This window comes from Caulobacter sp. DWR1-3-2b1 (assembly GCF_049895765.1).
Taxonomy (GTDB): Bacteria; Pseudomonadota; Alphaproteobacteria; order Caulobacterales; family Caulobacteraceae; genus Caulobacter.
Genome location: NZ_JAFCSZ010000016.1, coordinates 67889 through 86813 on the forward strand (window position 1 = coordinate 67889; position 18925 = coordinate 86813).

Annotated in this window: 18 protein-coding genes and 3 pseudogenes; 5 read left to right on the forward strand and 16 right to left on the reverse strand. The window is 65.7% G+C overall.

Features of this window, described 5'->3' with window-relative positions; genetic code table 11:
- Positions 1–76: 76 nt before the first annotated feature.
- From ACP69S_RS14550 to ACP69S_RS14560, 3 genes and pseudogenes are all read right to left on the reverse strand, one after another.
- Positions 77–859, reverse strand: coding sequence for a glutaminyl-peptide cyclotransferase (locus ACP69S_RS14550; protein ID WP_425998370.1), 783 nt, complete (start codon positions 857–859; stop codon positions 77–79).
- Positions 860–1690: a serine O-acetyltransferase gene (gene cysE / locus ACP69S_RS14555; protein ID WP_425998372.1), complete on the reverse strand. Its 831-nt coding sequence runs from the start codon at positions 1688–1690 to the stop codon at positions 860–862.
- 93 nt (positions 1691–1783) lie between these two features.
- Positions 1784–2460, reverse strand: a pseudogene (locus ACP69S_RS14560) (NUDIX domain-containing protein).
- A gap of 4 nt (positions 2461–2464) precedes the next feature.
- Here ACP69S_RS14560 and ACP69S_RS14565 point away from each other — a divergent pair.
- Both ACP69S_RS14565 and ACP69S_RS14570 read left to right on the forward strand, forming a co-directional pair.
- Positions 2465–3082 carry a nitroreductase family protein gene (locus tag ACP69S_RS14565; RefSeq protein WP_425998374.1) on the forward strand — a complete coding sequence of 206 codons (618 nt, stop codon included), beginning with the start codon at positions 2465–2467 and terminating at the stop codon, positions 3080–3082.
- Between the two features lie 53 nt (positions 3083–3135).
- Complete coding sequence (locus ACP69S_RS14570; RefSeq protein ID WP_425998376.1) at positions 3136–3426, forward strand: hypothetical protein; 291 nt, start codon at positions 3136–3138, stop codon at positions 3424–3426.
- A gap of 1 nt (position 3427) precedes the next feature.
- Here ACP69S_RS14570 and queF read toward each other — a convergent pair whose 3' ends face one another.
- Positions 3428–3883 (reverse strand): preQ(1) synthase, encoded by a 456-nt coding sequence (gene queF / locus ACP69S_RS14575; RefSeq protein WP_425998377.1) that lies wholly within the window; start codon positions 3881–3883, stop codon positions 3428–3430.
- Positions 3884–3974: 91 nt separating this feature from the next.
- Between queF and ACP69S_RS14580 the strand changes: the two genes are divergently transcribed.
- Entirely contained in the window at positions 3975–4778 is an 804-nt protein-coding gene (locus ACP69S_RS14580) for an SDR family NAD(P)-dependent oxidoreductase (RefSeq protein ID WP_425998379.1), read from the forward strand.
- A 268-nt stretch (positions 4779–5046) separates the two neighbouring features.
- Positions 5047–5742 (forward strand): TorF family putative porin, encoded by a 696-nt coding sequence (locus tag ACP69S_RS14585; RefSeq protein WP_425998381.1) that lies wholly within the window; start codon positions 5047–5049, stop codon positions 5740–5742.
- Positions 5743–5807: 65 nt separating this feature from the next.
- On the opposite strand, the gene ACP69S_RS14590 is transcribed toward ACP69S_RS14585, so the two are convergent.
- The 5 genes from ACP69S_RS14590 to ACP69S_RS14610 all read right to left on the reverse strand — a co-directional run bounded on the left by ACP69S_RS14590 (position 5808) and on the right by ACP69S_RS14610 (position 12025).
- Positions 5808–6449 (reverse strand): cysteine hydrolase family protein, encoded by a 642-nt coding sequence (locus tag ACP69S_RS14590; RefSeq protein WP_425998382.1) that lies wholly within the window; start codon positions 6447–6449, stop codon positions 5808–5810.
- A 115-nt stretch (positions 6450–6564) separates the two neighbouring features.
- Positions 6565–7854 (reverse strand): CynX/NimT family MFS transporter, encoded by a 1290-nt coding sequence (locus ACP69S_RS14595; RefSeq protein WP_425998384.1) that lies wholly within the window; start codon positions 7852–7854, stop codon positions 6565–6567.
- Between the two features lie 2 nt (positions 7855–7856).
- Complete coding sequence (locus ACP69S_RS14600) at positions 7857–10244, reverse strand: TonB-dependent siderophore receptor (protein WP_425998386.1); 2388 nt, start codon at positions 10242–10244, stop codon at positions 7857–7859.
- Between the two features lie 172 nt (positions 10245–10416).
- On the reverse strand, positions 10417–11109 hold the full coding sequence (locus ACP69S_RS14605) for a GntR family transcriptional regulator (protein ID WP_425998398.1): 693 nt from the start codon (positions 11107–11109) through the stop codon (positions 10417–10419).
- Positions 11110–11209: 100 nt separating this feature from the next.
- Positions 11210–12025: a MetQ/NlpA family ABC transporter substrate-binding protein gene (locus ACP69S_RS14610; RefSeq protein ID WP_425998388.1), complete on the reverse strand. Its 816-nt coding sequence runs from the start codon at positions 12023–12025 to the stop codon at positions 11210–11212.
- 116 nt (positions 12026–12141) lie between these two features.
- On the opposite strand from ACP69S_RS14610, the gene ACP69S_RS14615 reads away from it, so the two are divergent.
- Positions 12142–12390, forward strand: coding sequence for a hypothetical protein (locus ACP69S_RS14615; protein WP_156111248.1), 249 nt, complete (start codon positions 12142–12144; stop codon positions 12388–12390).
- Here ACP69S_RS14615 and ACP69S_RS14620 read toward each other — a convergent pair.
- From ACP69S_RS14620 to ACP69S_RS14650, 7 genes and pseudogenes are all read right to left on the reverse strand, one after another.
- Positions 12387–12743 carry a hypothetical protein gene (locus ACP69S_RS14620; protein ID WP_425998390.1) on the reverse strand — a complete coding sequence of 119 codons (357 nt, stop codon included), beginning with the start codon at positions 12741–12743 and terminating at the stop codon, positions 12387–12389. The two genes, ACP69S_RS14615 and ACP69S_RS14620, sit on opposite strands and share 4 nt — an antisense overlap.
- 8 nt (positions 12744–12751) lie before the next feature.
- Complete coding sequence (locus ACP69S_RS14625; protein WP_425998392.1) at positions 12752–13411, reverse strand: methionine ABC transporter permease; 660 nt, start codon at positions 13409–13411, stop codon at positions 12752–12754.
- Positions 13408–14409, reverse strand: a complete 1002-nt coding sequence (locus tag ACP69S_RS14630; RefSeq protein WP_425998400.1) for a methionine ABC transporter ATP-binding protein — start codon at positions 14407–14409, stop codon at positions 13408–13410. Before ACP69S_RS14630 ends, ACP69S_RS14625 begins: the two co-directional genes overlap by 4 nt.
- A 98-nt stretch (positions 14410–14507) precedes the next feature.
- Positions 14508–15788 carry an amidohydrolase family protein gene (locus ACP69S_RS14635; RefSeq protein ID WP_425998393.1) on the reverse strand — a complete coding sequence of 427 codons (1281 nt, stop codon included), beginning with the start codon at positions 15786–15788 and terminating at the stop codon, positions 14508–14510.
- Between the two features lie 65 nt (positions 15789–15853).
- Complete coding sequence (locus tag ACP69S_RS14640; protein WP_425998394.1) at positions 15854–16225, reverse strand: c-type cytochrome; 372 nt, start codon at positions 16223–16225, stop codon at positions 15854–15856.
- 534 nt (positions 16226–16759) lie between these two features.
- Positions 16760–17711, reverse strand: a pseudogene (locus ACP69S_RS14645) (helix-turn-helix domain-containing protein).
- Between the two features lie 7 nt (positions 17712–17718).
- Positions 17719–18793, reverse strand: a pseudogene (locus ACP69S_RS14650) (acetamidase/formamidase family protein).
- Positions 18794–18925: the final 132 nt, after the last annotated feature.

An 18925-nucleotide genomic window follows, 5' to 3' on the forward strand; every position in this document is an offset into this window, starting at 1 on the left:
TCTGGAGCGCCGTGGCCTATGGGATCTCGACCAATGGCCATCCGCCCGCGCGATCCTTCTCCTTCAAGGGCGGCGATCAGGGCTGCGGCGTCAGCTTGATCTCGAACAGCTTGGGCCAAAGCTTTCCGGTAACGAACAGCCGATCCGTGGCGCCGTCATAGGCGATACCGTTGAGCACATCGACCTGACCGCTCGCTCGGTCGACCGAGCCAAGCAAACCCGACAGATCGATCCAGCCCGTCACGTGGCCGGTTTTGGGATCGATGCGGGCGATGCGGTCGGTCTGCCAGATATTGGCCAGCACCTCGCCCTTCACCCATTCCAGCTCGTTCAAGTTATCCACAGGCTTGCCGTTGTCGGTAACCTGCACGCGACCGGTTTCTTTCAGGGTCTCGGGATCGAGAAAGCGCAGGAACGCTGTGCCATCGCTCATGATGATCCGCGTTTCGTCGCGCGTCAGGGCCCAGCCTTCGCCCGGATAGGAGAACTCGCCGACCTTCTCGAAGGTGGCCAGATCAAAGATGAAGCCCACCTGGTCCCGCCAGGTCAGGGCGATCAGCCGGCCCTTCCAATCGACGACGCCCTCGCCGAAATAGCGGCTGTCGATCAGGCGCTCCTGTTCGGGCACGCCGGTTTCCAACGCCACCTTTCGGACAGACGAGCGGCCGTGCAGGCCCGTGCTCTCATACAGAAAACCGTCGCGCCACAGCAGGCCCTGGGTGAACGCCCCCGGATCGTGCGGATAGGCCTTTACCACCGTGTAGCCGTACGACCGCGGCCCTCCGGCCCAGGCAGGCGCGGCGAAGCTCGCAGCCAGCAAAACCGCGAGGATCAGACCTTTCAGGACGCCGGGCCGCATTCAGATCACGTAGTCGTACACAGCCTCGGACAGGGTCTGGTCCATCGACTTGGCCGGCTCTTCGCAGGTCGGACAATTGACGATGCGGGCAGGAACACCGGCGGCCGTGCAATGCGGGGGCACGGGCTTTAGCACCACCGAGCCCGAGGCGATCTTGGCGTAGTCGCCGACGGTTATGTTGCCCAACACCTTGGCGCCGGCGCCCAGCAGTACGCCCCGGCCGATCTTGGGGTGACGGTCGCCGCGATCCGCGCCGGTGCCGCCCAGGGTCACCCCGTGAAGCATCGATACGTCATCGCCGACCACCGCCGTCTCACCGATGACGATGCCAGTGCCGTGGTCGATGAACACGCCCTGGCCGATGCGGGCGGCGGGATTGATATCGACCTGAAAGACCTCACTAGACCGGCTCTGCAGATAGAAGGCCAAGGTCTCTCGGCCTTCGCTCCACAGCCAATGCGACACGCGATGGGTTTGCAGGGCCAGGAAGCCCTTGAAGAACAGGAATGGCTGGACGTAGCCCTTGCAGGCAGGGTCGCGCTCGTAGACGGCCATCAGATCGGCTTCGGCGGCGGCGATCAGGGCTGGATCTGAGGCGAAGGCCTCTGCCGCGAACTCGCGCGCCGTCATCGCCCGCATTTCCTGGTCGCCCAGCTTGCGGGCCAACTGGAAGGTCAGGGCGTCAGCGATATTGTCATGGCTGAGGATCACTGCATTTAGCAGCGAGGCCAGGGCCGGCTCGGCCTTGGCGGCGTGTTCGGCCTGATTGCGCAGCGCCGCCCAGACGGGGGGCGTCGATTGCTCGGTAACGACTTCCAGATGCTTGGCCACCGGGGCTCTCCCTCATGCCTGCCGGTAATAGAGCATCTTTTTTGAAGACGCACTAGTCCTGTTGGGAAAGGCTCTGCCTTCGCCCGCTCGCGCCTATTGTAGCACGAGACGGGCGAGATCGCTCGGAAGCTCTCCCTTCATCGCCATATGGTGCACCCGAAGCAGTAACGCCACCGTCAACGAGTCGGGCATGTGTCCGGCCACCGCCGCGTCCAGCGCCTCGGGGAACGGCACACGGGCGACAGCCAGGTCTTCGGTCTCATCAGGGGCGGTCTGCGTGGGCGACAGATCCATGGCCAGAAAGCCTTGACAGATCTCGTCAGTGACTGAATTCGACATCTCCATCCGCAGGATCGGACGCCAGTCGGCGGCCTGTAGCCCGACCTCCTCGGCCAGCTCGCGCTTGGCTCCGTTCAGCGGGTCCTCGCCCAGAGGGGCGCCGCCTTCCGGCAGCTCCCAGCTGTAATTGGCCAGCGAGAAGCGGTTTTGGCCGACCAGCGTCACCGTGCCGTCCTCGTGCAGGGGCACCACGCCGATCGCCTGGTTCTTGAAACCGACCTTGCCGTAAAGCGCCGGCCGCCCCGTTGGTGCGATGGCCTGATACTCCGTCAGGCTGATCCAGGGATTGTCGTAGACCAGCTTGCTGCTGCTGACGCCCCAAGGCTTTCCGTGCGGCTTCAACCAAGAGGGTTTGTCGGACATGGGAGCTCGCGACTTGTGGCGGCCGGCATGCGGCCATAGGTGTGCGGCATACAATGCTTCGTGGAGATCGTCTTGACCGGTTCCGTTCCCCCCGCGCCGGCGTTTGGCGAGATGCTGCCGATCGAGACTTCGCCCGAGGTACTGAGCTTTCTGGCGCGGCGCCGGTCCGCCTCCGCCATGACCCTGACAGCACCAGGCCCAGACGATGGCCAGTTGGCCGACCTGCTACGGCTGGCAGCCCGCGTGCCCGATCACGGAAAGCTTTCGCCCTGGCGGTTCGTGATCCTGCGCGGCCCGGTCAAGGACGTCTTCGCTCAGAAGATCACAGCCCTCGCGGCCGATCAGGTGAACCCGGTGAAGGCCAACGCCGCCCTGCGCAAGCTGACCCGTCCTCCGGTCGCCGTGGCGGTGATCTCCCGCTATGTCCCGGGCGAGATCCCTGAGTGGGAGCAGCGCCAGAGCGGTTCGGCGGTGTGCATGCAGATGCTGCTGGCCGCCTCGGCGATGGGCTGGGGCGCCAACTGGATCACGGACTGGTATTCCTACGATCCCCGCGCTCTCGAGATCCTGGGTCTGACGGTCGGCGAGCAGGTCGCTGGCTTCATCTATCTCGGCGCGTCGAGCGAGCAGCCGCAGGAGCGGGTTCGTCCGGACGTGGCGGCGATCACCAGCGAATGGACGCCCGGCTAGCGCCAAAGCCGCTTGCCGCGCGTTCTCCTGAAAGGCAGCGGACGGAGACGAAAATGGCGCGACGCAACGAGCCCTGGACCGGCATGGTCTGGGACGCCTGGGCCATGAGCCTGGAGGCTTCGACCGTGATCGGTTTGCGCACCATGAAGATCGCTGAAGGTGGAGCCGCCGCCCACACCGAGATCGATCTTATGATCAGCGAGAAAATGACGGCGGCCATGACCCTGCCGATGCTGGCCATGACCGGCCAGTTGGGGATCAACGGTCCGGCGGTTGCGGCTCGGTCGATCAGTCACCTGCGAAAAAAGGTCCGCGCCAACCGCCGCCGGCTCTCGAAGGCTTAGGTCAGCCCCGCCCGCGATACGGCGCGACGCCCTGATCTGGCACCCAGAGGCCTTCTGGCGCGGGACCGGTCTGCCAGAACACGTCGATGGGGATGCCGCCACGCGGGTACCAGTATCCGCCGATGCGCAGCCAGCGCGGGTCGGCGATCTCAACGATTTTGCGAGCCACCTTGACGGTACAGTCTTCGTGGAACGAACCGTGGTTGCGGAAGCTGGTCAAATAGAGCTTCAGCGACTTGCTCTCGATCAGCCATTCGCCTGGTGCGTAGTCAATCACGAGGTGGGCGAAGTCGGGCTGGCCAGTGACCGGGCACAGCGATGTGAATTCCGGGGCCACGAAGCGTGCCAGATAGAGCACGTCGGACTGCGGATTGGGCACGCGCTCCAGAACAGCCGCTTCGGGGCTGTCGGGCGCGTCGACCATGCGGCCGAGCTGGGTGACGTTGAGGTCTGTCATCGGCGGGATTTAGGCCCGTCCAGCGCCAGAGACAAGCCGGGCTCCTGTCGCTACAAACTTCAAACACGTGTTCGAGAGCAGGAGCAAGGCCATGATGGGACGGGATTTCGAAGGTTTCACAGTGGTGGTCACTGGCGCCTCCACGGGCCTTGGCCGGGCCATAGCGGTGGAAACCGCCCGGCGCGGCGCCGGCCTGATCGTCGTCAACTTCGCCAGTAATGCGCAGGACGCCGAGGAAACCGCCCGCCTGATCCAGGCCGAGGGCTCCAAGGCGGTGCTGGCCCAGGGCGACGTCTCCCATGACGCCGACTGCCGCAAGATCGTCGAGGCCGCCGCCCTGACCGGCCGAATCGATGCGCTGTTCAACAATGCCGGCATGACCAAGTTCGCGCCCAACCACGCCGATCTCGATGCTGTCGACGCTGAAGACTTCCTGCGGCTCTACAGCGTCAATGTGGTCGGCGCCTTCCAGATGGTCCGCGCCGCGCGCTCGCTGCTGGAGGCCGGGCCACAGCCCGGCGCCGTGGTCAATACATCATCCATCGCGGGCGTGGTCGGCAACGGCTCTTCGGTGCCATATGCTGCCTCGAAGGGCGCGATGACCACCATGACGCTGTCCCTGGCCAGGGCCTTGGCGCCCAGCATCCGCGTCAACGCCATCTGCCCCGGATTCATCGACACCCCCTGGTTTGGCAAGGCGATGGACGCTGATCGGGTGGATCGCCTGCGGGCCGGCGCGGCGGCCGCGACGCCGCTGAAGGTCGCCTCGACGGCCGAGGATGTGGCCGGCGCCGCCGTGTTCCTCGCCTCGCCAGCGTCGCGTCACGTCACGGGCGAGACCCTGCTGGTGGACGCCGGCCTGCATCTGGGCGGCGCGAGTCTGTCGATGCGCTGAAGACATGGGCGATGCGCCGGAAACACGGGTAAAGGTTAATCAAGCATTAACCCTGCACTGTGGCTTTGGTCGCCCATTCTGAAGCAAATCCGTCACACTCCGCCCAAACTTTAGTCAGATAACGCCGTTCATGCTGGCGCTTTACCCACTCAGATTGCAACTACAAGGCAGTCAGCGACTAATCGGTCGTCGACACAGTGCGCTTGCAGGCGCCGTCGAACTCGGGGCGACCCTCCGGGAGGCGACACAAAGAAGGGGATAGACCACAATGAACATCTTTAAGATCGCGCTGGCTTCGGCCGCCGCCACGGTTGCTCTGAGCGGCGCCGCAATGGCCCAGGACACCCTGAAGCTTTCCTACAACGTTGGCATCGCCAGCGACTACGTTTTCCGCGGTGTGAGCAACACCAGCGAAGACCCGCAAATTTTCGGTGGCATCGATGCGACCTACGGCATCGGCTATGCCGGCGTTTGGGCCTCGAACGTCGACTTCGGCACCGATGACCCGTCGGCAGAAATCGACATCTATGCCGGCGTGAAGCCGACCGTGGGCGACACAGCCCTGGACTTCGGCATCGTTTACTACGGCTATGTCGACGACAAGGGCGCCACGCCCGGCCAGTACGGCTACGTCGAACTGAAGGCCGCTGCTTCGCGCGCGGTCGGCCCGGCGACCGTTGGCGTCGCGCTGTTCTACTCGCCGGAGTTCCCGTTCGATACGGGCAAGGCCTTCTATTATGAAGTCAACGCCGCCGTGCCGCTGATGGACAAGCTGACCCTGAGCGGCGCTCTGGGCCAACAGGAAATCAAGTATGCCGGCGACTATACGACCTGGAACGTCGGCCTCGGTTACGCGATCAGCGACAACCTGACCGCTGACCTGCGCTACTCGGATACCAGCGAACACGGCTATGGCCCGAACTACGGCGACCGCGTCGTCGTCAGCCTGAAGGCCGCTTTCTAAGAACGTTCAACGTCACTGAAGATGGACAGAGCCGCTCCGGGCAACCGGGGCGGCTTTTTCTTGGCCTAGGGTCTGGCGGTCCAACTGGCGATCACCGCCTCTGCATCGATCAGAATGGCAAAGTTCAGGCCCATGGCCTTCAGGGCCGCCTCATGCACCTCGGTCTCGTAGGCCGCGCACGCATCGGCCGGCACGAAGACATGGAAGTCCTGATGAAAGGCGTCGCGCGCCGTGCAGTCGACGCAGCACTCGGTGGTCAATCCGCACAGGACCAGGGTGTCTATCCCCCGCCCCCGCAGCGTCTCGCCGAGGCCCGTTCCGACAAAGGCGCTGTAGCGGGTCTTCTCGACGACCAACTCGCCCAAGGCGGGCTTGGGGCCATAGAAATCCGAACCCGCCTGACCGGCTCGGCACAGGTCGCTCTCGACATCGGGATCGCCGCCCCGCCGCGCCATCCGCTCGCGCCACATTGACGAGTCGGTGTCGGGCGAAGTGAACAGGCCCACGAAGATCACCGGAACCGCCGCCGCCCGCGCTGCTTTGGCCAGACGCTCGGCCGCGGCCAAGGCAGAGACCACGCTTGAAAGATCGACACCCATGCAGCCGATCACGCCCTCGGGCGCGGCGAAGTCGACCTGCATGTCGATGATCAGCAGGGCCGTGCGGCCCGCCGCGATCCATTCTGGCTCCAGCGGGGCGCAGGTCATGTGAAACGCCGACACGGATCGGGCAGGAAGACGCCGAATTCCTTGCGGCTGGGAGATGGCGAACGCATGGCTTTTCGTAGCACGCGAACGGTTCGCCGAACCGCCGATCTTCAGCTCAATCGGGGACGTCGATCATGTCGGCCGGCGGAATCGGCGGCTTCATGAACAGCGCGGCGACGAAAACCACCGCGATCGTCGCCGCGAACAACTGGAAGGTCGGCGAGAAACTGCCCAGCCGGTCGCGCATGGCCCCGGCGATGAAAGGTCCTGCAGCCGACACCGCGCCCACCAGGCAGGTCAGGGAAAAGAGCTCCAGATTGCTGCGCCGACCATAATAGTTGAGCAGCAACACCGTCACGGCCAGCACCGTCAGGCCAAAGCCGACGCCTGTGCCCACGGCGTAGAGCAGCATCAGCGGCACGGTGGTCGCCGAGGCGAGGGCCAGCAGGCCGGCCACCAGCATGGCCTGGGCCCCGACCAGCAGCCACTTGGGGTCGATCCGGTCGCCAATGAACCCGCCGCCCAGCCGGGCCAGGGTCTGCATCAGCGATTCCAGGCTCAGCATCTTGGCCCCGACGGCAGCAGCAGCAGCAGCGGCCATGCCGGCGGCGACGCCGATCTCACCGATATGACTGACGGAGACGCTGGCCACCGTTACGCCCGTCAGCAGGTGGGTGAAATAGGCCGCGACCAGCATATAGAACTGCGGGGTGCGCAGCGCCGCCTTCACAGTCCATTCGTGGGAAGTGCGATAGACCCGGGCGTCGTCCGGGGCCTTGCGGGCCTCCTGCTCGACCGCGACATCGACCTCCTGAGCGGCCTCCGCCAACCACCTGGAGCCACCGACCATGGCAGCGCAGATCACGCCGACCACGCAGGCCAGCACGGCCTGGACCAGCCAGTACGTTCGCCAGTCGTTGTCGGCGCCGCCCATGATCGCCAGAGCCATCCACGGACCGGCCACGCCGCCTAGCGAGCCGGAGGTGAAATAGATCCCGAACGGCAGGGCCCGCTTGCGATAGAGCGCCGACAGAACATGCGTGCCGGGGATCAGGGCCGCCATCTGGAAGCCGATCCCGCACAGGGCCGCGCCGACATAGTAGCGCACTATGCTCTCGGAACCCGCGAAGCCCAGCAGACCCGCGCCCAGCACCGCCGAACCCAGCAGCAAGGTCCCGCGCACGCCGATCCTGCGGATCAGGATGGCCGGCAGCCACGAGGAGGCGCCCGTGAAGACGCCCAGCACCGAAAAGCCCAGAAACGCCTTTTCGAAGCTCCAGCCCAGCTCGCCGATCATCGCCGGCAGCACCACCCCCAGCGACCCATAGGTCGAGGCGGTGATCAGAAACAGCAGCAGGCTGAAGCCAGCCAGCAGCGAGATGCGACGCAGGTCTGTTGCTGCCAAGGTCAGAACGTCCGCTTGAGGGTCACGCGCAATTCGCGGCCCTTGCCGGGCAGCGCGCCCAGATTGGCATAGGTGTCGGCGTCAGGGGTGAAATAGAACTTGTCGAACAGATTATCGACATTGAGCTCGGCCGTGTAAGGCCCGCGCGCCACATAGGCCGAGCCGTTGACCACCGAATAGGCGGGGTAGCGGACGGCATTTTGCACTGTGCCCGCTGTTTGACTCACATGGCTGACGCCGATGGTCGCGCCGGCCTGGCCCCAGTCATGGTCCTTGCTGGTATAGGCGCCATACAGGCTGACCACCGACCGGGGGATCAGGGTATAGGCATAGTCCCCGCCGCGCCCGGGAAGACCTGCGAAGCTCCACACCACATAGGAGCCGCCATAGGCGTTCGGTCCCGCCACGCCAGCCGTATAGGCCGGGATATACTGAAACGAAGCGTCCGGCCCCTTGATCGTCGTGCGCTGGCTGTTGCCCGCGAAGGTGAAGCTCAGCTGCTCCGAGGCCAGCCAGCGGACTTCCAGCTCGACGCCCTTGGCGCGCGTGCCCTGCACGGTTGGCGGCGAGGTATTGGTCAACTGGGTGCGGTTCTGGCGATAGGCGGCCAGCGAGCCGACCAGCGTACCGTTCAGCAGCTGGAACTTCACGCCGGTCTCGGCCAGATCCGAATTGGATAGCCACGAGCCGTCGGCCACCAGCGACGGCGCGACATCGCCGGCCTGGCTCATCTCCAGCGCCGAGGCCTTGGCGTAGGAGATGTAGGGCATCAGGCCGGACGGAGTCTTGTAGGTCAGGCTGGCATTCCAGGTCGCCTTGTTGCGGTCATCGGCCTGCTTGCCGGGAACCGTGTAGCTGAGGAAGCCGGTGTCCTGGCTCTCGACCCCATAGTGGTCGTAGCGGCCGCCGACGATCAGGTTCCAGCGCCCCGCCTCGATGTCGGAGGTGAAGAAGACGCCCGACTGGTTCCAGTCGGAGCGATTGTCGTTTTCCCAGCGCAGGCCGATCCCGCCCGGCTCGTCGGTGAACGGGCTGTCGATGGTGTCGGTGGCAGTGAAGCCAAAGGCGATGTCGCGGCGGTCCAGGGCGATCAGGCCGCTATTATAGCTCTCGCGGCGACGGCCCTCGAACCGACGATGCGAGGCGCCGACCAGGGTCCGGGCGCTGACCGCGCCGATGGTCGTCGGCAGGGCCAGGGTGGCGCGCGCCTCGGAAACCTTGGCGTCCACGGCCGACGGATAGCCGTAGGAGACGAAGCGCTCGTTGTCCTGACGGTCGTGGAACAGCTGCAGCTTCAGCGTCCGGTCGCCGCCCAGGTCCTTGGCCAGGTCGAAATAGAGCGTGCCCGTGGTCGTCTTCGAGAAGTCGGCTGGGCTGATATAGACCGTGCGGCGGTTCAGCTTGGCCGTTCCGACGCCGGTGTCGAGCGTGTGGGCCGAGTCGCTGCTGGGGAAGCCGTAATACGGAATGTAGAGCGCGCTGGCATAGGGGTAGAAGCCCACCTCGTTGGGTGTAAGCCGGCCATTGCCGTCGGCGTCTGAAAGGCTGGTGTCGCGCCCGGTGATATAGGTGCGATTGTCAATCAGGTCCTGGGTCAAGCGGTTCCAGCCGGGCGTCTGGACGTCGCCGTCGGAATGGAAGCCCATGCCGCCGAAGGCCGTGCTCCAGCCATTGCCGAGGTCGAAATCGGCCGACAGTTCGATCAGCTGGCGGCGCGGATAGATGCCCCGGTAGTAGCTGTGGCTATCCTCGACCTCGCCATAGACATAGACCCCGCCCTCGGCCGCGCCCAGGCTGACCGGCGCGCCGAACTGGCCGGTGACCAGCTTCTTGTTGTAGCTGCCGAAGGTGGCTCTCACTTGCCCTTCCGGCTCGGCCAGGAACCGGCCCTCGTCGCGGGCCGATTTAGGGATGAAGTTCACCAGCCCGCCGACCTTGCCCGCGCCATAGACCGGGGTGGGCGGGCCGCGCAGGATCTCGATCCGGGCCGCCCCGCCGATGGGCGTCGAATAGGTGCCGCGGTTCTCGATCCGCTTGAAGCCGCGGAAATAGTTCTCGGCCAGGGTGCCGCGAATGTTCAGGGCGCCGGGCACGCCATAGAAGCTTGCGGTATGGGTCCCGGGGGAGACGGCGGTGACGCCGTCCAGGGTCTCGATGCCGAAGCGCTCGAGCGTCAGGTCGCTGACCAGGCTGGCCGAGCGCGGCGTCTCGATCAGCGGCTTGTTGATGCCGAACACAGTGTCGGATGGCAGTTTCTCGATCAGCCCCGCCCTATCCCGCGCCACGACCAGCACGGCGTCGACCTGGTCTACGACCTGGATCTCGGCGCGGGCGGCGGCCGACATCAGCGCAAGCGCACCGGCGGACAGAAGAAGGTGGCGAAGAGACATCACGAGCAGACCCCGACGTCGCCTGGAACAGGGAGGAGCCGAGCGGCGACACCCCACCATTTGGGGATGACGCAGCGTTCGTCAAAATGTCTTCTGACATTTCAGTTGATATTTTGAATGAACTGTGGCGCGGAAGCCTCACCATATTGAGATCGGCCCTGGCCTGAGAACTTCAGCCTTGGACGGCCGGGCGCTGCACGGCCTCGGGCGTGACGTTCAGCACCCGCATCATCGCCGTCCGGGCGCCTTCGACATCGCCGCTGGCGATCACCCGGGCCACGTCGCGATGCTGTTCGATATCGGCCAGCAGTTCGGCCTCGGTCGCGCCGTTGAACGAGAACACCCAGAACCGCGCGGCCTTGTGCTGCAGCGGAATGAGGATGCGGGCCAGGGAGAGGTTCTGGCCGGCGCGCGCCACGGCGGCGTGAAAGCGCTGGTCCATGGCCACCAGCAGCGGCAGGTCGCGATTGCGCGCGGCCTCATCCCCACCCTCGAAGGCGTCGAAGATCGCCTGGGCTTCGGCCTTGGACGCGTGCCGGGCGGCGAGACCCGCGCAGTGCGGCTCGATCAGGGCTCGGGCCTCGTAGCCCTGGCGCAGCTCCACCAGATCCAGCGGCGCGACCAGAGTGCCCGAACGGGCGCGGCGGATGACCAGACCCTCAAGGGCCAGACGACCCAGGGCGTCGCGAACTCCGGCCAGTCCCGCCTCGTAACGCGCCGCCAGGGACTGCTCGTCCAGCCGCGCGCCCGGCGCCAGTTCGCCCAGGATCAGGTCCAGCAGGATCCGCTCATAGACCTTGGCCTTCTGCAGAACTGGCGACCAGTCCTCCAGGCCCGACGAGGAGCAGACGTCGAGCACCAGCATCCGCGACAGGGTGACTTGGGCTGGTGGGGATGACACGGCGAGCTCCGTCAAAGTTGAGCTCTGATAGGTAAGGTGAAATGTCAGAAAGGGCTAGAGCCCGCTAGAACGCCGGCACCACCGCGCCCTCGTACTTCCGGGCCATGAAGGCCGCCACTTCCGGCGTGGTCAGGGCCGCCGCCAGCTTGGCCACCCGGGGGTCGTCCTTGTTGTCCGGACGACCGACCAGATAGTTCACATAGGGGCTCTTGCTGTCCTCGATCAGCAGGGCGTCCTTGCTGGGGTTCAGCTTGGCGTCGAGAGCGTAGTTGGTGTTGATGATCGCCAGGTCCACCTGATTCAGCACGCGCGGCAAAGTCGCGCCCTCCAGTCCCTTGAACTTCAAGCCCTTGGGATTGGCGGCGATGTCCTTCAGGCTCGCCAACGGATTGGTCGGGTCCTTCAGGGTGATGACGTTATTGCGCGACAGCAGCAGCAAGGCGCGCCCCTCGGTGCTGGCATCGTTGGGGATTGCCACCGTCGCGCCCTGGGGCAGGTCGGCGATCGACTTGTACCTGGCCGAATAGGCCCCGATCGGCTCGATGTGCACGCCCTTGATCGCGATCAGATTGGCGCCCTTGTCGCGGTTATAGGTCTCCAGATAGGGCAGCGTTTCGAAGTAGCTGACGTCGATACGCTTCTCGCTCACCTGGGTGTTGGGCTGGACGTAGTCGTTGAAGACCTTGATCTCGATCTTCAGGCCCTGCTCGGCGAGCTTGGGCTTGATAAACTCCAGCACCTCGGCGTGCGGAATGGCTGTGGCCGCGACGGTCAGTGTGTCGCTGGCGCTCGCGGCGGGCTTCTGCCCGCAGGCGGACAGGGCCAGAGCGGCCAGGCTGAGGGCGACGAAAGCGCGGCGGGCGACCATGAATGGCTCCATAAGACGATAAACCGAGTAGGGTTTTGCCCGGTTTCCACGCCTTGGCGAAATCAGATTTCCTGATCGGGCTAGAGGGATCGCTTGACCCGCCTGCCGAACAGGCGGCCTGAGAGCGTATGGCCAAGGAAACCGTCTACATCGTGCAAGCCTATATCGCCGGCCGCGGCAAGGGCTTGAAGGCCGAGCAGCAGATCGGCTGCAAGGACGCCGCCGAGGCCCGCCGCAAGGCCGAACGCCTCGCGCCCCTCCGTGAGGGCGTGGTCGCCTTCGCCGCCTCGGCGGATGTCGAGCTGGGCGACTATGACGAAAACCCCGACATCCTGTTCAAGGCCGGCCGGCTGCCGTTTCCGTTCGACCAGGCCTAGTCTTCGTCGTTGGCCGGCTCGTCGGGTGCGCCGTGGATCGTCCAGTTGACGACGAAGTCCGGCGCCTCGCCCGCCAGTGTGGTCACGCCCGGCAGCGCGGCGGTGATCGCCGAGGTCTGTGGCGGCAGGGTGTAGATGTCGCCGTCCTGCTCGCCCAGCAGATCCAGCACGATGCCCGTCAGGTCGTTGGCCTCGATGACCGCGCCGAAGAACTGCTGGCGCTCAAGCAACTCGCCATCGTCGTCCAGGAAGGTCAGGCCCAGCATCAGGGTCTTGCCGATCAAGGCCTGAGCGAAGTCCGCGTCCCAGTGTTCGGGAGGCGGAGCGATAAAGATCAGCGTTTCGTCGGTCATGGTGCCTTCTAGCGATGAGAGACCCGGCGCACCACCGTGTCGCCGATCATCTGGAGCGCCTGCACCAGGATCAGCAGCAGCACGACGGTGACCACCATCACGTCGGTCTGGAAGCGCTGATAGCCAAAGCGGATCGCCAGATCGCCCAGCCCCCCTGCCCCGACCACGCCGGCCATGGCGGTGTAGGACACCAAAGCGATGGCCGTCACGGTCGCGGCGGCGATGATCCCTGGCATGGCCTCAGGCAGCAGCGCGCCCAGCACCACCTGCCGACGCCTGGCGCCCATGGCGAAACTGGCCTCGATCACCCCCTTGTCGACCTCGCGCAGGGCTGTCTCGACCAGCCGGGCGAAGAACGGAGCAGCACCGGCGACCAGCGGCGGGATCGCGCCCTGCACGCCCAGCGAGGTGCCGACCAGGGCTACGGTCAGCGGGATCATCACGACCAGCAAAATGACAAACGGCACTGAGCGCAGGATGTTGACCAGCAGGGACAGCAGGCCATTGGCGACGCGGTTCTCCAGCATCTGGCCCTTGCCAGTCAGGAACAGGATCACGCCCAGCGGCAAACCAAGGGCTATGGTGAGAACCATCGAGCCGCCAAGCATGGTCAGAGTGTCGAGGGTGGCCTGGCCGATCTCGGACCAATCGATGTTCGAGACATTCATTGGCTTGCCTCCCCGGCCAGCACGGGATCGACCCGCACGCCCTCGGCCTGGAACCGGGCAATCGCAGCGTCGACATCGCCGCCGGTCAGGACCAGGGTCAGCTGGCCATAGGGTGTTTCGCGCAGGCGATGGATGCGACCGCCCAGGATCGAATAGTCGACCCCCGTGGCGCGGGCCACCTCGCCCAGCACCGGCTTGTAGGTCGCCTCGCCCTTGAAGGTCAGCCGCACCACGCGGCCGGCCAGCACGGCGCCGGCGGCCGGTTCGCCGTCAGCCTCGCGCACGAAGCGGCGGGCGGTGGCGCTGGCCGGATGCAGGAAGACGTCCTCGACCGGGCCGGTCTCGACCACGCGACCGGCCTCCAGCACCGCGACCCGGTCGCAGACGCGGCGGACTACGTCCATCTCGTGAGTGATCAGCACGATGGTCAGGCCCAGCTCGCGATTGAGGTTGGAGACCAGGTCGAGAATCTGCTCGGTGGTTTCGGGATCCAGGGCGCTGGTCGCCTCGTCGCACAGCAGGATCTTGGGGCCGGTCGCCAGGGCCCGGGCGATGCCGACGCGCTGCTTTTGGCCGCCCGACAACTGGGCCGGATATTTGGTCGCGTGATCGGAAAGCCCGACGCGTTCCAATAGCTCGGCCGTGCGGGTCCTGACCTCGGCCGGTGCCCGGCCGGCCAGCCTCAGCGGAAAGGCGACATTTTCGGCCACAGTCTTGGACGACAGCAGGTTGAAGTGCTGGAAGATCATCCCCACCCGGCGGCGAAGGGCGCGCAGGCCCTCGACACCCAGCGCCGCGACGTCGTCGCCATCCACGATGACACGCCCGCCGGTCGGCTTTTCCAGGCCGTTGATCAGCCGGATCAGGGTCGACTTGCCAGCGCCTGACGCGCCGATCACGCCGAACACCTCGCCGGCCGGCGCCGACAGTGACACCTCGCTCAAGGCGGCTTGGCCACCTCGAGCATAGGTCTTGGAAACGGCCTCGAAGGCGATCACGGCGTCAGGCATCCCGGGCTGGCGACCCCGTCGTGGAGCCTTGGTCCGTAACTAGCGATCCTGAGGCCAATTTCCCAGAGGGAGTGTCAGCGGGTGTGTCAGGGCTGGCGAACCACGGCCCCGCCCTTCATCACGAAGACCGGCTTTTCCAGTGTCGTCACATCGGCCAGGGGATCGCCGCTGACCGCGATGATATCGCCATAGCGACCGACCGCGATCTGACCGACGTCCTTCTCCTGACCGAGGGCCTGAGCCGCGTTGACGGTGGCGGACTGGATCGCCTGCAGCGGCGTCGAGCCGTAGCGGACCATCACGGCGAACTGCTTGGCGTTCTGTCCGTGCGGATAGATGCCGGCGTCGGTGCCCAGCACCATCTTCACGCCCGCCTTGACGGCCTTGCGGAAGTTCTCGCGCTGCACGTCGCCGATCTCGCGATCCTTGCGCAGGTTGTCTTCCAGGACACCGTTCTTCTTGCCTTCGGCCTGGGTGTAGTCGGTGTTGTAGATGTCCATCGAGAACCACGCGCCCTTCTGGACGGCCAGCTTGATGCCCTCGTCGTCGACCAGGCTGACATGCTCGATGGTGTCGACGCCCGCGCGGATGGCGTCCTTGATGCCCGCCGCGCCGTGAGCGTGGGCGGCAACCTTCAGGCCCCACATGTGGGCCTCTTCGACGATAGCGGTCATCTCGGCCAAAGACAGCTGCTGCTGGCCCGGCTCGGTGTTGCGCGAGAAGACGCCGCCGGTCGCGCAGATCTTGATCACCTGGGCGCCGTACTTGCGCACCTCGCGCACTTTCTGGCGCCCTTGCTCAGGACCGTCGGCCAAATAGGGGCTCTTTTGGGCCATCGAGGGCGGGAAATAGGTCGAGTCACAATGGCCGCCCGTGGCGCCGATCGCATAGCCAGCCGTGACGATACGAGGCCCCGGCACATAACCGCCGGCGATCGCCTCGCGCAGGCCCACATCGTTGAAGCGGTCGGCGCCGAGATTGCGGATGGTGGTGAAACCGGCCTCGACCGTGGCCTTGGCGTTGGCCGTCTGCACCACGCTCCAGAAGGCGTCGCTATATTGCAGGCCGTTATAGCCGCCCACCTCGGCCAGGCTGTCGATATGGACGTGCATGTCGATCAGGCCCGGCAACAGGGTCGCGCCCGGCAGGTCGATCAGCCTGGCGCCGGCCGGCACGGCGACCTCGCCCTTCTTGCCCACGGCGGTGATGCGGCCATCCGTGACGATCACCATCGGATTGTCGACATACTTGCCCGAGGCTACGTCGAGCAGCCGCGCCGCGCTGACCGCCTCGACCTGCGCAGCCTGGGCCGAGCCCGCCGCACAAAACGCCGCCACGACCGCCAGAGCCTTGATCCCAACCCGCATATTCCGTCCCCGTCCTGAATCAGAGCGGTAACGCTAGCATGGGATCGCGGGCCGTCGAGCCCGGATCAGCTCTTACGGGGTCGGGTCTGGATGCTTTCCAGATAGACGATCAGATCCCGCACCTGTCCTGACTCCAGAACGATCTGGGGCATCTTGGGATGGCCCGTCGAAATGCCTTCGGCGAAAGCTTCCTGCAGATTGGCGACGGGATACCGCTGACTCAGAACGCGGAACGGCGGCGCCGTCGCCACGGGACTATCGCCGGCGGCCTCGACGGCGTGGCAGGCCGCGCAGCGCGCCTGGACCAGCACCCGTCCGCGAGCCACCGGATCGGCCGAAACGGCCGGCGCCGCGACGGCTGCCGGCCGTTGGCTGGGCGGACCGGACGCAGCGCAACCCGCGACGAGCAGGAGGCTGAGGATAGATATGTGGCGCACGGCGGTCTCCGGGACAGGACGGGCCGGACACTCTGCGGCATGGCAATTTGCGGGTTTTGATCCTGGTCGCCGCCAGGCTAGCACGTCCGTGCCCGGCCTGTGCCGCCATTCGCCGCCCGGCTTTCGATCCTCGGCCAGCCCTGCGCGCTCTCGACGTTCCACAACCAGCCGATTATAGCTCGGCTCGGTTTAGGCGGGCGTGGCGGAATTGGTAGACGCAACGGACTTGAACCAGACGATTGAGTGCGCCCGGGGAAATCCGGGACGTAGAACTGCTCAAATTCGGGGAACCCTGTCAGATGGCGATCCCGAGCCAAGCCCTCTCCGAGGGAAGGTGTAGAGACTAGACGGGCAGCACCTAACCTCCGGCTCGCCGGAGCAGGGTGAAGGGATAGTCCAGACCACGAACGACCTTTGGGGCGGCGGCGAAAGCCGAAGTGGTAAGAAAATCCGTCAGCCGAAAGGCTATGCCGGTTCGATTCCGGCCGCCCGCACCACCTTCGGCATTCGCCGATCAACCTTCGACGACCAGACCTACCGGGCGCCGCGGTCATCGCCGGCCAGACGGAACCGGCGGGGTCGCATGCCGTATTGGTCGCGAAAGGCGCGACTTAAATGCGCCGAGCCGTTGAAGCGCCAGCGGAAGCAGATCTCGGAGATCGACAGCCTGGCGTGCTGCGGACTGGCCAGGTCCGTGCGGCAGCGCTCCAGCCGCCGGGTGCGCAGGTAGTGGCTGAAGGTCTCGTCCACCGAGGCGAACAACTTCTGGGCGTGGCGTGAAGAGACCCCCCTCGTCGGCGACGCGCCGCAGCGAGAGGCCAGGATCCGGGAGCAGGGTCTCAGTCGTCTGGCAAAGGCGCTGCAAATGGGCGCTGGACGCCCCACCCAGCTCACCGCTGGCCGCGCCCCGCTCGACCAGGCAAATGGCCAGGAACTCGGTCAAGGACAGCTCGACCGGCCGCAGCTGATCGACCGTCAGGTCCTCCAGATTGTCGGCCGTGGCGCGCAGAAGGGCCGACAGGATGTGGGCCCCGCCCTTGGCGCCGTCCAGCCAATCGACCCTGATATTGACCGGGGCGATCAGGCGATGATCGAGCGCCACCCGGGGCGCGCGCACGAACATCAGGCGGCAGCGGGTCTCCAGCCGCAGGGAGGCGGCCTCGCCGGTCGGGCCATAGGCGATGTCACCGGGCGACAGCGCCTCGACCAGGTACTCGGTGACCAGCTGCGCCTCGCCGCCAAGCAGCACGGCCAGCCAGATCGCCGCGGGCTGACCGGTGAGGCGTCCCGAAATGGCTTGAGCGCCGGCCTCGACCAGAGCGAATTCGATACCCAGCGGCGAGGTCAGGCAGACCACCGATGCGCTGGCTGGCTCGGCGTCCGGCAGGCCTTCGATCGGCAACCCCAGCCGGCTCATGGCGTCACGCCACGCATCCGCGCGCTCGGCGCGGGGATGACTGTCGGTGCTGAACGACCAGGCCTTCACGATGAAGCTAGCCGGTCTTCTTGGGGAAGATGTCGCGCGGGATACGCACATGGCCGCCCTGCTTGCCGTCGACCACCTGGGTGACGCCAAAGTCGGCGGCCACGCTCATCAGCGAATAGGCGTCGTTCTTCGTCAGGCCGACATGGTCGCTCAGCGGGGTCAGCATGTTGAGGGAAGCGTCCCGCATGGCGACATTGAGGTCCTCGTTGAAGCCATGGACGATCCACCACTTGGGGGTCTCCAGCAACGGGCCGGGCGTCTCGACATCCTTGCGCAGCACGATCTGCATCAAAACGTTCAACGAGGACTCGATGGCGGTGCCCGAAAGCTCGCCATCGCCCTGGCTGACATGGGGATCGCCGATCGAGAACAGCCCGCCTTCGACCTGGACGGGATAGTACATTGTCGCCCCCGCTCCGATCCGCCAGTTGTCGATATTGCCACCATGGGCGCCGGGCGATGGTGCTCGTCCGGCCGTTGATGGCAGGGGCCACGCCGGCGGTGCCCAGGTTAGGACGAGCCGGAATGCGGATGCCCGTCAAGGCCGACTGGCGGTCACATTCCGGGCAGTTGGTGATCGTGCCCAGGATCAGGTATTTGCCTGGAAAATCATAGACGTAGAGCGCGCTGGCGGTGTTGGCGTTGGGGTTCAACTCGTAGATGGTGACCCGATCTTTCTCGCCGAACTCCTTGTAGAGGTAGCTCCAGTTGGCGGCGAGGTTGGAGCCGTAGTTGTTGCGCGGCGTCATGCGCAAATAGCGCACCTCCAGCACGTCGCCCGGCTTGGCGTCTTCGACATAGATCGGCCCGGTCATGATGTGGACGCCGGGATTGCGGTCTTCCTCGGGGATCTCCCGGAAGATGCGGGTGACCGCCTCGTCCATCATCAGTTCGGGCGCGTCGCCGGCATGGTGGGTGATGGCCTCGGCCGAGACCAGGTCGCCGCTCTTGATCCGCAGGGTCGGAGCAGTCGCCGGGTCGAAATAGCCCCAATGCACGGTCTCGGGCGTGGCCGGCAGGGTGTGCAGGGCGCCGGGGATTACATCCGGACGGGTCTTGCCGGGTTCGCAGATGAAGGGCATCGGTCTCTCCGGTCTAGGTGTTTGGTCCCGGGCTTTGATGGTGCAATCTTTTCCGCCGAGTGGAAGGAAGCACTATGGGCCAGATACTGCACGGAAGCGCCCGCACGACTGAGGCGGTCCGTCGAGCGATAC

Excerpts from the sequence above, each read along its gene's own strand:
- ACP69S_RS14550 (WP_425998370.1), bottom strand. The coding sequence starts at position 859 with ATGCGGCCCGGCGTCCTGAAAGGTCTGATCCTCGCGGTTTTGCTGGCT.
- ACP69S_RS14570 (WP_425998376.1), top strand. The coding sequence starts at position 3,136 with ATGGCGCGACGCAACGAGCCCTGGACCGGCATGGTCTGGGACGCCTGG.
- queF (WP_425998377.1), bottom strand. The coding sequence starts at position 3,883 with ATGACAGACCTCAACGTCACCCAGCTCGGCCGCATGGTCGACGCGCCC.
- ACP69S_RS14580 (WP_425998379.1), top strand. The coding sequence starts at position 3,975 with ATGATGGGACGGGATTTCGAAGGTTTCACAGTGGTGGTCACTGGCGCC.
- ACP69S_RS14585 (WP_425998381.1), top strand. The coding sequence starts at position 5,047 with ATGAACATCTTTAAGATCGCGCTGGCTTCGGCCGCCGCCACGGTTGCT.
- ACP69S_RS14590 (WP_425998382.1), bottom strand. The coding sequence starts at position 6,449 with ATGACCTGCGCCCCGCTGGAGCCAGAATGGATCGCGGCGGGCCGCACG.
- ACP69S_RS14600 (WP_425998386.1), bottom strand. The coding sequence starts at position 10,244 with ATGTCTCTTCGCCACCTTCTTCTGTCCGCCGGTGCGCTTGCGCTGATG.
- ACP69S_RS14605 (WP_425998398.1), bottom strand. The coding sequence starts at position 11,109 with ATGCTGGTGCTCGACGTCTGCTCCTCGTCGGGCCTGGAGGACTGGTCG.
- ACP69S_RS14610 (WP_425998388.1), bottom strand. The coding sequence starts at position 12,025 with ATGGAGCCATTCATGGTCGCCCGCCGCGCTTTCGTCGCCCTCAGCCTG.
- ACP69S_RS14615 (WP_156111248.1), top strand. The coding sequence starts at position 12,142 with ATGGCCAAGGAAACCGTCTACATCGTGCAAGCCTATATCGCCGGCCGC.
- ACP69S_RS14620 (WP_425998390.1), bottom strand. The coding sequence starts at position 12,743 with ATGACCGACGAAACGCTGATCTTTATCGCTCCGCCTCCCGAACACTGG.
- ACP69S_RS14625 (WP_425998392.1), bottom strand. The coding sequence starts at position 13,411 with ATGAATGTCTCGAACATCGATTGGTCCGAGATCGGCCAGGCCACCCTC.
- ACP69S_RS14635 (WP_425998393.1), bottom strand. The coding sequence starts at position 15,788 with ATGCGGGTTGGGATCAAGGCTCTGGCGGTCGTGGCGGCGTTTTGTGCG.